The sequence below is a fragment of the Afipia dichlorophenoxyacetatis genome, from assembly GCF_055386385.1.
The window spans coordinates 4,585,143-4,599,693 of sequence record NZ_AP029250.1; the positions used below are offsets into that span (position 1 = coordinate 4,585,143).

12 protein-coding genes are annotated in these 14,551 nt (G+C 58.3%); 2 read left to right on the forward strand and 10 right to left on the reverse strand.

The features are described from left to right. Positions 1-5: 5 nt before the first annotated feature. The 10 genes from ACZ5C3_RS21480 to ACZ5C3_RS21525 form a co-directional block, all read right to left on the reverse strand. Positions 6-2,186: a xanthine dehydrogenase family protein molybdopterin-binding subunit gene (locus ACZ5C3_RS21480; RefSeq protein WP_464032855.1), complete on the reverse strand. Its 2,181-nt coding sequence runs from the start codon at positions 2,184-2,186 to the stop codon at positions 6-8. 10 nt (positions 2,187-2,196) lie between these two features. Continuing rightward, positions 2,197-2,646, reverse strand: a complete 450-nt coding sequence (locus tag ACZ5C3_RS21485) for a (2Fe-2S)-binding protein (RefSeq protein WP_464032857.1) — start codon at positions 2,644-2,646, stop codon at positions 2,197-2,199. A gap of 243 nt (positions 2,647-2,889) precedes the next feature. After that, positions 2,890-4,665, reverse strand: a complete 1,776-nt coding sequence (locus ACZ5C3_RS21490; RefSeq protein ID WP_464032858.1) for an ABC transporter substrate-binding protein — start codon at positions 4,663-4,665, stop codon at positions 2,890-2,892. Positions 4,666-4,731: 66 nt separating this feature from the next. Beyond that, entirely contained in the window at positions 4,732-5,058 is a 327-nt protein-coding gene (locus tag ACZ5C3_RS21495; protein ID WP_464032860.1) for a DUF2160 domain-containing protein, read from the reverse strand. A 13-nt stretch (positions 5,059-5,071) separates the two neighbouring features. Further along, complete coding sequence (locus tag ACZ5C3_RS21500; protein ID WP_464032862.1) at positions 5,072-5,878, reverse strand: carbohydrate ABC transporter permease; 807 nt, start codon at positions 5,876-5,878, stop codon at positions 5,072-5,074. After that, a complete protein-coding gene (locus tag ACZ5C3_RS21505; RefSeq protein ID WP_464032864.1) occupies positions 5,878-6,780 on the reverse strand; it encodes a carbohydrate ABC transporter permease in 903 nt (300 codons plus the stop codon). The genes ACZ5C3_RS21500 and ACZ5C3_RS21505 overlap by 1 nt, the downstream gene beginning before the upstream one ends. Continuing rightward, a complete protein-coding gene (locus ACZ5C3_RS21510; protein WP_464032865.1) occupies positions 6,780-7,865 on the reverse strand; it encodes an ABC transporter ATP-binding protein in 1,086 nt (361 codons plus the stop codon). The genes ACZ5C3_RS21505 and ACZ5C3_RS21510 overlap by 1 nt, the downstream gene beginning before the upstream one ends. Positions 7,866-7,873: 8 nt before the next feature. Then, a complete protein-coding gene (locus tag ACZ5C3_RS21515) occupies positions 7,874-8,953 on the reverse strand; it encodes an ABC transporter ATP-binding protein (protein WP_464032866.1) in 1,080 nt (359 codons plus the stop codon). Next, on the reverse strand, positions 8,950-10,494 hold the full coding sequence (glpD, locus tag ACZ5C3_RS21520; protein ID WP_464032868.1) for a glycerol-3-phosphate dehydrogenase: 1,545 nt from the start codon (positions 10,492-10,494) through the stop codon (positions 8,950-8,952). Before glpD ends, ACZ5C3_RS21515 begins: the two co-directional genes overlap by 4 nt. Before the next feature lie 185 nt (positions 10,495-10,679). Beyond that, the gene (locus ACZ5C3_RS21525; protein WP_464032870.1) at positions 10,680-11,465 is read right to left on the reverse strand and encodes a DeoR/GlpR family DNA-binding transcription regulator; all 786 of its coding nucleotides are present in this window, start codon (positions 11,463-11,465) and stop codon (positions 10,680-10,682) included. 439 nt (positions 11,466-11,904) lie between these two features. Here ACZ5C3_RS21525 and ACZ5C3_RS21530 point away from each other — a divergent pair, with 439 nt between their 5' ends. After that, positions 11,905-12,981, forward strand: coding sequence for an HlyD family secretion protein (locus ACZ5C3_RS21530; RefSeq protein WP_464038397.1), 1,077 nt, complete (start codon positions 11,905-11,907; stop codon positions 12,979-12,981). Continuing rightward, positions 12,968-14,551: an MFS transporter gene (locus tag ACZ5C3_RS21535; RefSeq protein WP_464044261.1), complete on the forward strand. Its 1,584-nt coding sequence runs from the start codon at positions 12,968-12,970 to the stop codon at positions 14,549-14,551. The genes ACZ5C3_RS21530 and ACZ5C3_RS21535 overlap by 14 nt, the downstream gene beginning before the upstream one ends.

The following is a 14,551-nucleotide window of genomic DNA, read 5'->3' on the forward strand; positions in this document are numbered from 1 at the left end:
CATTATTACGCGAAGATAACGTCGTGGTTCTTCAGAGGCACCGAGCGAATGCGTTTTCCGGTCGCCGCGAAGAACGCATTGAGGACAGCCGGTGCGGCAACGCAGATCGTCGGCTCGCCAACGCCACCCCAGAACCCGCCACTCGGCATCACGATAGACTCGACCTTCGGCATCTCATTGATCCTCATCGAGTTATAAGTATCGAAGTTTTCCTGCTCGATGCGGCCATCCTTCACAGTGCATTCGCCGTAGAACAGAGCCGACAATCCGTAGACGAACGAGCCGGCAATCTGCCGTTCGATCTGCGCCGGATTGACCGCATAGCCCGGATCGGTGGCCGCGACGATGCGATGGATCTTGATCTTGTTGCCGCCATCGACCGAAATTTCGGTCGCCGCCGCAACGTAGCTGCCGAAGCCCATATGCTGGCAGATACCGCGGAAGATGCCCTTCGGTGCTGGCGTGCTCCAGCCGATCTTTTCCGCCACGGCATTGAGCACGGCGAGATGCTTCGGATGGTTGGCCATCAGCTTTCGGCGGAATTCCAGCGGGTCCTGCCCGACGGAATGCGCCAGCTCGTCCATGAAGCTTTCGAGATAGATCGCATTGTGATTGACGTTCACACCGCGCCAGAAGCCCGGTGGCACATGCGGGTTGCGCATCGAGTGATCGATCAGCAGATTCGGCACGGTGTAACCGAAGGCTGCTTCACCGCTCGGATTGAGCCCCTGGAAGGTGACAGGGTCCATTCCGTTCTGCATCGCTTCCGGACGCACGCTGGCCAGAATCGACTGACCAGAAATCCGCATCTGGAAGCCGACGAGATTGTTCTGGGCATCGAAAGCACCGACCAGCTTGCATTGCGTGACCGGATGATACTTGCCGTGCAGCATGTCCTCTTCGCGCGACCACAGCAGCTTCACCGGCGTGCCCGGCATCTGCTTGGCGATCGCAACGGCCTGACGCACATAGTCCGTCATGCCGCGGCGACCGAAGCCGCCACCGAGCATGATCTTGTAGACTTCGCACTTCTCGCTGGGCAGCCCGGACGCTTCTACAACGGCCGCAAAAACCGCCTCGCCGTTCTGCGTGCCGGTCCAGACCTCACACTTGTCCGGCGTGTAGAGCGCTGTGGCATTGAGCGGCTCCATCGCGGCGTGGTTCTGGTACGGATAGGAGTAAACTGCCTCGACCGTCTTCGCGGCACCGGCAATCGCTGCCTTCACATCACCGGCCTTGTTGGCAACGAAGGCGGGCTGCGCCGGATCGAGTCCTTCCTCGAGCCATTTTGCAATGGAGGCGCTGGAGACCTTGGCGTTCTCCCCCTCATCCCAGACAACCGGCAATGCATCGAGCGCGGTCTTGGCGTGCCACCATGTATCGGCAACCACCGCAACGGCGCTGTCGCCGACACGGACCACCTTCTTGACACCCTTCATGCCCGCGACCTTGGCTTCGTCGAAGCTCTTCAGCTTGCCGCCGAACACCGGGCAATCCTTGATCGCGGCGTTCAGCATGCCCGGAAGCTTGATGTCGGCGCCGTAGATCATCTTGCCGTTGGTCTTATCCACAGTATCCAGCCGCTTCAGCGGCTTGCCGGCAATTTTCCAGTCCTTCGGATCTTTCAATTTCACGTCTGCCGGAGGTGTCAGCTTCGCCGCTGCTTCCGCCACCTTGCCGTATGTTGTGGTGCGTCCCGAAGCCTTGTGCGTAATCACGCTGTTCGCAGCCGTGCATTCCTCAGCAGGCACTTTCCATTCGTTGGCGGCAGCCTGGATCAGCATCACCCGCGCGGTCGCGCCACCCTTGCGCACATAGTCATGCGAGGTACGAACGCCGCGGCTACCGCCCGTGGAGAAATCGCCCCACACGCGTTTACGCGCCACGCTCTGGCCCGGCGTCGGATATTCGGTCGTAACTTTCGACCAGTCGCATTCAAGTTCTTCGGCGACAAGCTGAGCGAGCCCGGTCAGCGTGCCCTGCCCCATCTCGGAGCGCACAACGCGGACCACCACCGTGTCGTCGGGCCGAATCACGACCCAAGCATTGACTTCAGGGGTGCCGTCGGCTGCGCGCACAATACTCGGCCCACCGAAGGGAAGATCGAGACCGAGGGCCAGTCCACCGCCAACCGCGGCCACGCCCAGCACGAACGAACGGCGATTCATATTCGGAATATGATTCATGTCTGCCCCCTTAAGCGTTCGCGGCAGCGTGAATGGCTTCACGCACCTGCTGAAACGTGCCACAGCGGCAGATATTGGTGATGGTGTCGTCGATGTCCTTGTCGGTCGGCTTCGGATTGTCCTTGAGCAGCGCCGCCACCGCCATGATCATGCCGCTTTGACAATAGCCACACTGCGGAACGTCGTTGGCGACCCAGGCCTGCTGCACCTTGTGGACGGCGCCATCGGAGCCCAATCCCTCGATCGTCGTGATCTGCTTGCCAACCGCGTCGCTCAGCATCACGCTGCACGAGCGCATCGCTGTGCCATCGATATGGACTGTGCACGCACCGCATTGTGCGATGCCGCAACCGTACTTCGTCCCTGTCAACCCGACGTTTTCCCGAATAACCCATAGAAGCGGAGTGTCCATCTCCGCATCAACATCGATTGTCTTGCCATTGATAGTGAGGCTTGCCATCGCATTTCCCCGTAATAAGGCGCATATCGCCGTAGGCGTGGATGTTGATCATTAAATTGGAACTATTCCAAATCAAAAATCCGCGTTCATCGCTCCACAAGAAAATAGGCCGAGAAGGCGTCATCGCGCTGAAACAAAGAGATTGCCTAAAAACATCTCACCGCGACGCCACGCCGCATTTGTAAAAAGAAAAAGGCCGGAATTGCTCCCGGCCTTCTTCGTGAGTCGCTCTGCGAAATGTGCTTACTTGGCTTCAGCACGCTTCGGCGGTGTCGCCGGCCACGACTTGATCAGCGTGTCGTAGTCGACGGTCTCGCCCTTCGGCTTTTCGTTCGCCAGCTTGCGCTGAGGCGCAATGTTGCCGTCCTTCTCGGACTTTGCGTACCAATACTCAGCCGTCTGCTTCGGATTGAGCTTGGGGCCGCAAGCGCCCTGCACACCGGACTTCTCGAGGCGCTCCATCACCGAGTCCTGCGCCGCCGCCAGCGAATCCATCGCTGCCTGCGCTGTCTTTGCACCGGACGACGCATCGCCGATGTTCTGCCACCACAGCTGCGCCAGCTTCGGATAATCCGGCACGTTGTTGCCGGTCGGAGTCCACTGCACGCGTGCGGGCGAGCGGTAGAACTCGATCAAGCCGCCAAGCTTCGGTGCACGCTCGGTGAACGACTTGTCCCAAATGTCCGACTCGCGGGTGAAGGTGAGACCGACATGGCTCTTCTTCAGGCTCACTGTCTTCGCGTTGATGAACTGAAGATACAGCCAGGCCGCCTTGCGGCGATCAGCCGGCGTGGACTTGAGCAGGGTCACCGAACCGGCGTCCTGATAGCCGAGCTTCATGCCTTCCTTCCAGTAAGACCCATGAGGCGAAGGAGCCATGCGCCATTTCGGCGTGCCGTCAGCATTCATCACCGGCAGACCGGGCTTCACCATGTCCGCGGTGAAGGCGGTGTACCAGAAGATCTGCTGGGCGATATTGCCCTGCGCAGGAACGGGACCCGATTCCGAGAAGGTCATGCCCTGTGCCTGTGGCGGGGCGTATTTCTTCAGCCAGTCAAGGTACTTCACAATGGAGTACACCGCGGCAGGACCATTGGTGTCGCCACCGCGCTCGATCGACGAGCCGACCGGCCGGCAGCCTTCCATGCGGATGCCCCACTCGTCGACCGGCTTACCGTTCGGAATGCCCTTGTCGCCGTTACCCGCCATGGAAAGCCAGGCGTCAGTGAACCGCCAGCCGAGTGACGGGTCCTTCTTGCCGTAGTCCATGTGGCCATAGACTTTGACGCCGTTGATTTCCTTGATGTCGTTGGTGAAGAACTCTGCGATGTCTTCATACGCCGACCAATTCACCGGCACGCCGAGTTCATAGCCGTACTTGGCCTTGAACTTCGCCTTGTAGTCCGGATTGGTGAACCAGTCGTAGCGGAACCAATACACGTTTGCGAACTGCTGATCCGGAAGCTGATAGAGCTTGCCGTCCGGCGCGGTCGTAAACGACTTGCCGATGAAATCGTCCACATCAAGCATCGGATCCGTGACGTCCTTGCCCTCGCCCGTCATGTAATCTGACAGAGCGATGGTCTGATTGTAACGGAAGTGCGTGCCGATCAGGTCAGAGTCATTGATCCAGCCGTCATAGACGTTCTTGCCGGACTGCATCTGGGTCTGCAGCTTTTCAACGACGTCACCTTCCTGGATGATATCGTGCTTGATCTTGATGCCGGTAATTTCGGTGAAGGCCTTCGCCAGCGTACCGGATTCATACTCGTGCGTCGTAATCGTTTCCGAGACGACGTTGATATCCATGCCCTTGAAGGGTTCAGCGGCCTTGATGAACCACTGCATCTCCTTCATCTGGTCTTCCTTCGACAACGTCGAAGGCTGGAATTCACTATCGATCCATTTCTTTGCAGCCGCTTCATCTGCGAAAGCTGGAGCGGTGATTGCAGCCGAGGCTGCCATCAGCGCCACCGCGCTTGCCATCGTCAGAAGACGATCTCGTGTTGTATGTCGCATGGTTTCCTCCGTTGAAACACAACTCCAGGTCCGGGTTGATCCCCGGATCTGCCTCTCTTCACCCGTCTAGACGTTGCGAAATATGGCAACGGCTGTAACGAGCGAAATCACACTGGCGAGCCACAGGCTCGACACCTCAACGCCTTCGCCGATCGGAAGCGTCGCGATCGGACTGACGCCGACAAAACCAATCCACAAAAGATGAATGACCGCCGCTGCGATCAGCGAAATGAACAAACGATCGCCCCGGGTGGTCGGAATGCGCAAAATGCCGACGCGCTCCGCTTCCGGATAACGCACCGCAAGCAAAGTCATGACTGCGAGCGTCGCAGCCAGCAGACCGAAGAAAATCGCGGTCGGCAGCGTCCAGGCCATCCATGCGATGTTTTCCATGGGTCAGCTCCCCTCACACCCGTCCCAGCGCGAAGCCGCGCGCGATGTAGTTACGGACAAACCAGATCACCAACGCGCCTGGAATGATGGTCAGGACGCCGGCCGCGGCCAAAAGCCCCCAGTCCATACCCGACGCTGATATCGTGCGCGTCATGGTCGCGGCAATCGGCTTGGCGTTGACCGACGTCAGCGTGCGCGCCAACAACAACTCGACCCATGAGAACATGAAGCAAAAGAAGGCCGCGACACCGATGCCGCTTGCAATCAGGGGCATCAGGATCTTCACGAAGAAACGCGGAAAGGAATAGCCATCCAGAAATGCGGTTTCGTCGATTTCCTTCGGCACGCTCGAAATGAAGCCTTCGAGAATCCACACCGCCAACGGCACATTAAAGAGACAATGGGCCAGTGCCACGGCCCACGGCGTATCGAACAGATTGATCGCCGAATACAGATTGAAGAACGGCAGCGCGAACACCGCGGGCGGAGCCATGCGGTTGGACAGCAGCCAGAAGAACAGATGCTTGTCGCCGAGAAAACGATAGCGCGAGAAAGCGTAGGCTGCGGGAAGCGCAAACGAGATTGAGATGATCGTATTGATGATGACGTATTGCAGCGAGTTGATGTAACCGGAATACCAGCTCGAATCCGTAAATATGCGCTTGTAGTGCATAAGTGTCGGATGGTTCGGCCACAGAGTCATGGTAGTTACGATCTCTGTATTGGTCTTGAAGCTCATGTTGATGAGCCAGTAGATCGGCAGCAGCAGGAAAGCCAAAAACAGCAAAAGGATGATGCGGCGCCCCGGAATCGTATGCATCACGCGCCTCCTTCTGTCTGCGCGCGCTCGTTGTCGGCGTTCGTCATCACTGTATAGAACACCCAACACACAATCAGAATGACGAGGTTATAGACGATCGACAGCGCAGCAGCCTTGCCGAGATCGAACTGCCCCAGTGCAATCTTCACCAGTTCGATGGATACGAACGTAGTGGAATTGCCCGGGCCACCGCCGGTCACGACGAATGGCTCAGTATAGATCATGAAGCTGTCCATAAAACGCAGCAGAACAGCGATCAGCAAAACCCGCTTCATTTTCGGCAACTGGATCGCTATGAAGACAGCCCAGCGCGAGGCACCATCGATCTGCGCCGCCTGATAATACGCATCCGGAATGGATTTCAGGCCCGCGTAACACAGCAACGCGACCAGGCTGGTCCAGTGCCAGACATCCATCACGACGATGGTGGCCCACGCATCGAAGCTGTTGGAGACGTAATTGTAGTCGAACCCCATCTTGTTGAGCGTGTAGCCCATGAGACCGATGTCGGGGCGCCCGAAAATCTGCCAGATGGTGCCGACCACATTCCATGGGATCAGCAACGGAAGCGCGAGGATCACCAGACAGGCGGCCACGCGCCATCCTTCCCGCGGCATCGACAGCGCAACTAGAATTCCGAGTGGAACTTCGATCGCGAGAATGATGGCCGAGAACAGCAAATTGCGGCCCAGCGAAGCAAGGAACCGCGATCCGAGATCCGTCGACGGATCGAGCAATTCCTTGAACCAGCCGACGCCGTTCCAGAAAAATTGATTGTTGCCGAACGTATCCTGCACGGAATAGTTCACGACGGTCATCAGCGGCAGGATCGCAGAGAACGCCACGATCAGAAACACCGGGAGAACCAGCAGCCAAGCCTTGTTGTTGATCGTCTTGTCCATCAGCCGCGCCCCTCAACCAGAACGCTGTCGGCGTACACGTGAATATGAGCCGGATCGAACACAAGACCGGCGGTGTTGTCCGGGATCGAAAATCCGTTCGGGACGCGCGCAGCGAATTTCACATCTCCAATGCGCGCACGAGCAAAACGGACGCGCCCAAGATCGTCGATCCGTTCAATCTTCGCGGTCAACAGCCCCGGCGCGGGCGGCGCCACGCTCACAAACTCCGGGCGGACACCGATCTCGATTTTCGCGCCCGGCGGCAGGTTGTCGTAGCTGCTGTTCAACGCAATGACGTGACCATCGATCCGCGCCTCGCGGCCTTTAACCTCGGCCGGCACGATGTTCATGCCCGGCGAGCCGATGAAATAACCGACGAAGGTATGCGCCGGTTTCGCAAACAACTCTTCGGGCGTGCCGCTTTGCACCACGCGGCCGTCGTGCATCACCACCACCGTGTCCGCAAAGGTCAGCGCCTCGGTCTGATCGTGCGTGACATAGATCATGGTGAGATCAAGTGCTTGATGCAGCGCCTTGAGCTTCGAGCGCAATTCCCATTTGAGATGTGGGTCGATCACCGTCAGCGGCTCGTCGAACAGCACGGCCGCAACATCAGAGCGCACCAGTCCGCGCCCAAGGGAGATCTTCTGCTTCGCGTCAGCGCTCAGCCGCACGGCCTTGCGGTTCACGAACGGCGTCAGGTCGAGCAGCTTCGCGATTTCGGCCACACGCGCGTCGATCTCGTTGTGAGGCAGACCGCGATTCTTCAGTGGAAACGCGAGATTTTGCCCCACGGTCATGGTGTCGTAGATCACCGGAAACTGGAACACCTGCGCGATATTGCGCTCACGCGTCGAAAGCGGCGTGATATCTACACCGTCAAACAACACCTTTCCGTGTGATGGCGTGACGATACCCGAGATGATGTTCAGCAACGTCGTCTTGCCACACCCTGAAGGCCCCAGCAGCGCGTAGGCTCCACCCTGCCGCCACGTCATGGTCATCGGCTTCAAGGCGTATGAGGCCGTATCGGCGGTTTCGCCTCCGTAGGAATGGGCAAGATCAACAAGATCGATACGGGCCATGGCACGCCTCACATGGACCGCGGCGCGGCAACAAGCCGCCCCGATGTGTCAAAAATGAAAAGATCGTCCGGGTTGAGAACCGCGTTGAGTTCCTGCCCAGGCAAAAACTCGTGGATGCCCTGCAACACCGACACCCAGTTATAGCCGTTGCGGTTGAGGTGAACGAAGCTCTCCGAGCCTGTGATTTCCGTCACCGAGACTTTGGTTGAGAAAGCATGTCGCCCCGGCGCCGCACTTGCGACCTCAAGCTGATGCGCGCGGAAACCGACGTTGTAATGTCCGTCCTGCAATCCTTCGAAAAGCCCAGTGGCTGGCGCGCTCTCGCCGCCGGCATACTGGATGGATCCATTCTTCTTCTCGATGCCAACCGTGTTCATAGGCGGATCGGAAAACACTTCGGCGACGCGAACGGTGTCCGGGCGGCGATACACCTCAGGCGTCGCTCCGACCTGAAGCGCCTGCCCTTCCCACATGCAGACGGTGCGACCACCGAGCAGCAACGCTTCTGAAGGTTCAGTCGTCGCATAAACAAAGATGGCGCCGGACGCTTCAAAAATGCGCGGCAGCTCGGTGCGCAATTCTTCGCGCAGCTTGTAGTCGAGATTGGCGAGCGGCTCGTCGAGCAATACCAGATCAGCGCCCTTGACCAGCGCCCGCGCAATGGCCGTGCGCTGCTGCTGGCCGCCTGAAAGCTGCAACGGCGTGCGATTGAGAAAGGGCTCAAGCTTGAGCAGTTTCGCCGCGTCATGAACGCGCTTTTCAATCTCCGCGCGTGGCTTGCCCTGAACACGCAGAGGCGACGCAATATTCTCAAAAACTGTCAGCGTCGGATAGTTGATGAACTGCTGATACACCATCGCGACCGAGCGCTTGCGGATATCGATGCCGGTGACGTCCTTGCCGTCGACGAGAATGCGCCCCGACGTCGGCTTGTCGAGGCCGGCAAGCAGCCGCATGATCGATGTCTTGCCCGACAATGTCGGACCGAGCAGCACGCTGAGTGTGCCACGCTCCAGCGTTAGCGACACATCGTGAATCCACGAAACACCGCTGACGTCCCGCGAAACGTTGTCGAGAGCGACGCTCATGTACGGCCTCCCGCCTCCATCACGGGCCGGGCGGCCCCATTACGATGGGTGGTCATCCAGTCGTCGAGCGCCTTTATGTCATCAGCCGACAGGCGCAGACCGAGCTTGGACCGTCGCCAGACAACATCCTCTGCGGTGCGGGCGAATTCGTACGTCATGAGATATCGGACTTCACGCTCAGTGAGCGTGTCGCCGAACAATTGCCCGAGATCCGACGCCGACGAGACACCGCCAAGAATCTTGCTGGCACGCGTACCATAGGCGTGCGCCAGACGAAGCGCGAGGGCGCGCGACAGGAACAAATGGTCGCGGATCAATTCATCGGCCAGCGCCGGAACGGCGGAGACATCTAGATCACCGCCCGGCAATGGCGCCTTGCCCGTCCATCCGGCCTGCTCTTTGGTGCCATGCAGATACGGCTCCAGGCGTTCGAGCGCTTCTTCGGCAAGCCGGCGATACGTCGTGATCTTGCCGCCGAAAATCGACAGCAACGGGAGGCCACCGGGCGCATCAAACTCAAAGACATAATCACGCGTAGCAGCTTTCGCTTCGCTGGCACCGTCGTCATACAGCGGCCGAACGCCAGCATAGGTCCACACGACATCCTGCGGCTTCACGGGCTTGGCGAGATAATCGTTGACCGACTGGCAGAGGTAAGTGATTTCCTCCGCCGACGCCTGCACTTTGGCCGGGTCACCGTCGTAATCGCGATCCGTGGTACCGATCAGCGTGAAATCATCCTGATAGGGAATGACGAAGACGACGCGACCATCAGCATTTTGGAACGTGTAGGCGCGATCATGATCATACAAGCGCGGTACAACAATGTGCGATCCCTGAACCAGACGGACTTTGGCCTTGGCATTAATGCCCGCGCGGCGTGCCAGCACATCGTCGACCCATGGACCACCTGCGTTGACCAGCACGCGCGCCTTGATGCTGTCCTTTGCACCAGTGAGCGTGTCTTCCAGCGTCACCTGCCAGCAGTCGTCCAGGCGCTGCACCTCAACTGCCCGCGTCCGCGTGCGGATCACTGCGCCGCGATCGGCGGCATCACGCGCATTCAGGACCACGAGCCGGGCGTCATCAACGAAGCAGTCAGAATATTCAAACCCCCGCGTGAAACGCCCCGGCGCCAGTGGTTTCCCGACTTCATCACGCCGCAGATCCAGCGAACGGGTCGCCGGCAGCAAGTGCCGCCCGCCAAGATGATCGTAAAGAAAGAGACCAAGCCGCAGCAGCCAAGCCGGCCTCAGACCTGAGTGATGAGGAAGCACAAACCGCAACGGCTTAATAATGTGAGGCGCGATTTGCCAAAGCACTTCGCGCTCGATCAGGGCTTCGCGGACTAGGCGGAACTCATAATATTCGAGATAGCGCAGGCCACCGTGAATCAGCTTGCTTGACCACGACGATGTGCCGCTGGCCAAGTCATTCATTTCACAAAGAAAAACAGAATTTCCGCGACCGGCAGCATCCCGGGCAATGCCACAGCCGTTAATCCCTCCGCCAATAATTGCGAGGTCGAAAACCTGTCCCAATGCGCTTCCCCGGCAACCGCTCTTTTCGAATTCAGCGGTTTTACTTTCGTTTTTGATTAGATCACAACCAAAAGCGAAAGCAAGCGCCAAAAGGAACCTAAACTATGGTTGTCACCAGCGGCCGTGGTCAGACGGCATCAGACCGATGCACGCGCCAATCCGATCGAAATGAAAGAGCGAATTGTTCAGAAGTCGGATGGCTTGTCCGGCATAGCCTCGATGACCACGATGCCGCCGCTTGTGCAGATATTTTGCAGCCCGGCTGGCAACGCAACGTCGGTCACGAAGGTCTGGATCTGACTGAGATGCGCGATGCGGACCGGCGCACTACGCTGCAGTTTGGTGCTATCCGCCACCAGCATGACGCTACGCGCATTGGCGATGATCGCCTGCGCTGCCTGCACCTCGCGATAATCGAAGTCGAGCAACGCGCCATCCTCGTCGATGGCTGACGCGCCGATGATGGCGTAATCCACCTTAAACTGCGTGATCAGATTGTTGGCCGTTGACCCGATCACGGCCCCGTCAGAGCGGCGCACTGTGCCACCGGCAACGATGACTTCGATGCGCGGATGACGATAGAGCATCATCGCAACATTCAGGTTGTTGGTTATGACCAGCAAATCCTCATGCGACGTCAGCGCGCTTGCAACTTCTTCGGTCGTGGTTCCGATGTTGATGAAGAGCGAGCAGCCATTGGGGATTTGCGCGGCAGCGGCAACACCGATGGCCTTCTTCTCCTCCGCAGCAACGAAGCGGCGCGCCTCGTAGGCAACGTTTTCAACACCAGACGCGATGATGGCTCCGCCATGAACCCGCGTCAGCGAACGGCGGTCGCAGAGATCGTTAAGATCCTTGCGAATGGTCTGTGCTGAGACTTCAAACCGGCGCGCCAAATCCTCCACAGTCACACGCCCCGACGAGCGTGCGATGTTAAGAATGTCGGACTGGCGGCTGGATAGTTCGGTCATTCAACACCCGATCCTAGTGGTTCAATTCTAACATTTGCATCCCGCTTCAGCGGATACCTTTGCAAATGTTAGAATCAAAGAACCACTAGCAAATATAAGCTGCTAGTGGACCAATGGTGATGATGTTCGCCGCCCCGGTCAACTCGGGATTTGCAAGTTCGGGCGCGGAACGACAAATGGATGCGAACCGTGCTGCATCGCTGCAAGCAATATACAACAACGAAATGTCAGCAGCCCATCGTCGATGCAGCTTGAAGGCGTCTGTCTTTCCGTCGATAATCCTGGCATCGAGATACTTAAAATTCGTGCGTCATGCACAAGCCGACGTTGTGGAACACCAGTGGCACAGTTGAATCCCAATCGCGAGCCTGAAGTCACACCTCCGCCCGCTCCGGTCGCGGCAGAGAGTGCGCCGCCTTCGTCTTCTTCGAGCAATGCGATGCGCCGTCTTGCCATCCCGTTGCTGGCCGTTGTGGCCACCTTCATCTTCGTTGCGCTGGCAACCACTCGTTGGGACGCATGGACTGGAAACGCCAGCATTCAGACCACTAATGATGCTTATATTCGCGCACAAACGACACGGCTAAGCAGCCGTGTCGCCGGCGAAGTGCTAACGGTTGCGGTCGAGGACTTCCAGCATGTCAAAGCAGGCGATCTGCTGATTCAAATCGATCCGGCCGATTACGAAGCCCAGGTGGCACAGGCAGAGGCCGCTGTGGCTGGTGCTCAAGCCACACTCGACAACCTCGATAATCAGGTCGAGCTTCAATACGCCACCATCGCTCAGGCCGAAGCTCAACGCGTATCTGCGGAAGCGCGCGAAGTCGAAGCACGGCAGGAGCAGGAGCGGCAGGAGACGCTGACCAAAACAGAAGCCGGAACACGGCAGAAGCTCGAGCAAGCGATTGCCGACTATGCCAAAGCCCAGGCAGACGTCCGCGCCAGTCGCGCCGTTATCGCTGCCCAACGACATCAACTCGAGGTGCTCGCGGGCAACAAGAAACAACGCCATGCGGATTTGCTCGGTGCACAAGCAATGTTGTCCGCGGCCCGGCTTCGTCTCGGCTATACCAAAATCGTTGCGCCATTCGACGGCGTCATCGGCGAGCGATTGGTTCAGCCGGGAGATTACGTCAACATCGGAAGCAACCTGATCAATGTTGTACCGCTGCCGAATGTCTACGTCATCGCTAATTATAAAGAGACCCAGCTGACACATGTGAAGCCTGGTCAGCGTGTCGACATTACAGTTGATACGTTCCCCAGCGAGACATTGCGTGGCCGGGTCGAGCGCATTTCACCAGCAAGCGGGTCTCAATTCGCACTGCTGCCCCCCGACAACGCAACCGGCAATTTCACCAAAGTGGTTCAGCGCATCCCTGTCCGCATTGCACTCGACAAGGATCAACCCCTGCTTGAAAAACTTCTTCCCGGCATGTCGGTCGTGTCCCGGATTCACGTCGGCGAGACTGCCACGGCCGAAGCCCGCGGAGCCGGCACCAATGGCGGCAAGTGAGGTCATCCGAAGCGGCCCCGTATCGCTTGGCGGGACGTCTGCTCGACCGCTGTTCGCTGCCGGCGCGGTTCTGTTCGGAGCGTTTCTGGCCAATTTCGACAGCCGCCTCTTCACGATTGGATTGCCGGATCTCAAGGGCGGCCTTTCGCTCGGCTTCGACGAAGGCGCCTGGCTGAGTACGGCGGCGATCGGATCTCAAATCCTGATCGCTCCAGCAGTCGCATGGCTCGCCACGGCATTCGGACTTCGCCGTGTGCTGGGCATTCCAAGTCTCATTTACGCCGTGGTGTCGCTCCTCATCCCGCTTACACGGGATTACAGCTTGCTGATGGCGCTCTGCGTGATCCATGGTCTGCTGCTCGGGACATTCGTTCCTGCGACCCTGATGATCATCTTTCGCAACTTGCCAATGAAGTGGTGGTTGCCGGCCATTGCGCTCTACTCAATCCGTGTCGGCTTCACACTGAACTCTGGCATTTCGCTCGTCGGCTTCTATGTCGATACCCTCGGCTGGCAATGGATGTTCTGGCAGGACATCATCGTCGCGCCGCTATTAGGATTGCTCGTCTACCTGGGAACACCGCATGATCCCGTCAATCGGGAGCTGGTCCGGGAAGCTGACTGGGGCGGCATGCTGCTTCTCGGCACTGGCTTCGCGATGATCTACGCTGGCCTTGATCAGGGCAATCGTCTGAACTGGCTTGAATCCGGAACGATCGTCGCCCTGCTCATGGGTGGCGTTTTTCTCTTGGTGTGTTTTCTCATCAACGAGTCGCTCGTCAAGCATCCTTGGGCCCACGTGAAAATTCTGTTCTCGCGCAACATCGGTCTCGCGCTCGTGGTCATCCTTTTGTACACGCTCACGGGTCTCTCCAATTCGTCTCTCGCGCCGAATTTTCTGACCGCCATCGCACAACTAAGACCGGAACAGACCGGCTCACTGTTCCTGATTTACGGCGTCCTGCCGATGGCGGTGACACTCCCCTTGTCGATCTACCTGATGCGGCGAATCGATCCGCGCATCGTTCTGATCATTGGGCTGACGGCCTTTGCAGTCGCCGGATTGCTCGGAACTCAAATCACCAATGAGTGGGCGCTGACGGACTTCATCCCGATGGTCTTGCTGCAATCGCTTGGTCAAGCTTTCACGCTCTTCCCGATCATTATCATTGCGGTCTCCAATTCCGATCCAACCCGCGCAACCGCGTTCGCTGCCTACATTCAGATCATGCGTCTTGGGGGGGCGGAAATCGGTATCGCACTGATGGGAACCTGGTTGCGTGTTCGCGAGCAGCTTCATTCCAATCTGCTCGGTCAGCACGTCGCCGACGGCAGCGTGAATGTGATCCATCTATTGGCGAAGTTATCGAATTACTTTGCAAGCGATGATGCTGGAAGCGCCCCGGCGCGCAGCATTGCCACATTGGCTTCGCGCGTTGCGCGCGAGTCCAATGTTTTAGCTTATATCGACGGCTTCTGGCTGACCGTCTGGTTTGCGATCGCCGGGCTTGCCTTTACGGCCTGCATCGGACGATCGCCTCAAGGTCCGTTCACACCGAAATCAAACTGA

What these genes read in the sequence shown, in the direction of transcription:
- ACZ5C3_RS21485 (WP_464032857.1), bottom strand. Translation starts at nt 2,646, where the DNA reads ATGGCAAGCCTCACTATCAATGGCAAGACAATCGATGTTGATGCGGAG.
- ACZ5C3_RS21490 (WP_464032858.1), bottom strand. Translation starts at nt 4,665, where the DNA reads ATGCGACATACAACACGAGATCGTCTTCTGACGATGGCAAGCGCGGTG.
- ACZ5C3_RS21505 (WP_464032864.1), bottom strand. Translation starts at nt 6,780, where the DNA reads ATGGACAAGACGATCAACAACAAGGCTTGGCTGCTGGTTCTCCCGGTG.
- ACZ5C3_RS21510 (WP_464032865.1), bottom strand. Translation starts at nt 7,865, where the DNA reads ATGGCCCGTATCGATCTTGTTGATCTTGCCCATTCCTACGGAGGCGAA.
- ACZ5C3_RS21530 (WP_464038397.1), top strand. Translation starts at nt 11,905, where the DNA reads ATGCGCCGTCTTGCCATCCCGTTGCTGGCCGTTGTGGCCACCTTCATC.
- ACZ5C3_RS21515 (WP_464032866.1), bottom strand. Translation starts at nt 8,953, where the DNA reads ATGAGCGTCGCTCTCGACAACGTTTCGCGGGACGTCAGCGGTGTTTCG.
- ACZ5C3_RS21500 (WP_464032862.1), bottom strand. Translation starts at nt 5,878, where the DNA reads ATGCATACGATTCCGGGGCGCCGCATCATCCTTTTGCTGTTTTTGGCT.
- ACZ5C3_RS21525 (WP_464032870.1), bottom strand. Translation starts at nt 11,465, where the DNA reads ATGACCGAACTATCCAGCCGCCAGTCCGACATTCTTAACATCGCACGC.
- ACZ5C3_RS21495 (WP_464032860.1), bottom strand. Translation starts at nt 5,058, where the DNA reads ATGGAAAACATCGCATGGATGGCCTGGACGCTGCCGACCGCGATTTTC.
- ACZ5C3_RS21535 (WP_464044261.1), top strand. Translation starts at nt 12,968, where the DNA reads ATGGCGGCAAGTGAGGTCATCCGAAGCGGCCCCGTATCGCTTGGCGGG.
- ACZ5C3_RS21480 (WP_464032855.1), bottom strand. Translation starts at nt 2,186, where the DNA reads ATGAATCATATTCCGAATATGAATCGCCGTTCGTTCGTGCTGGGCGTG.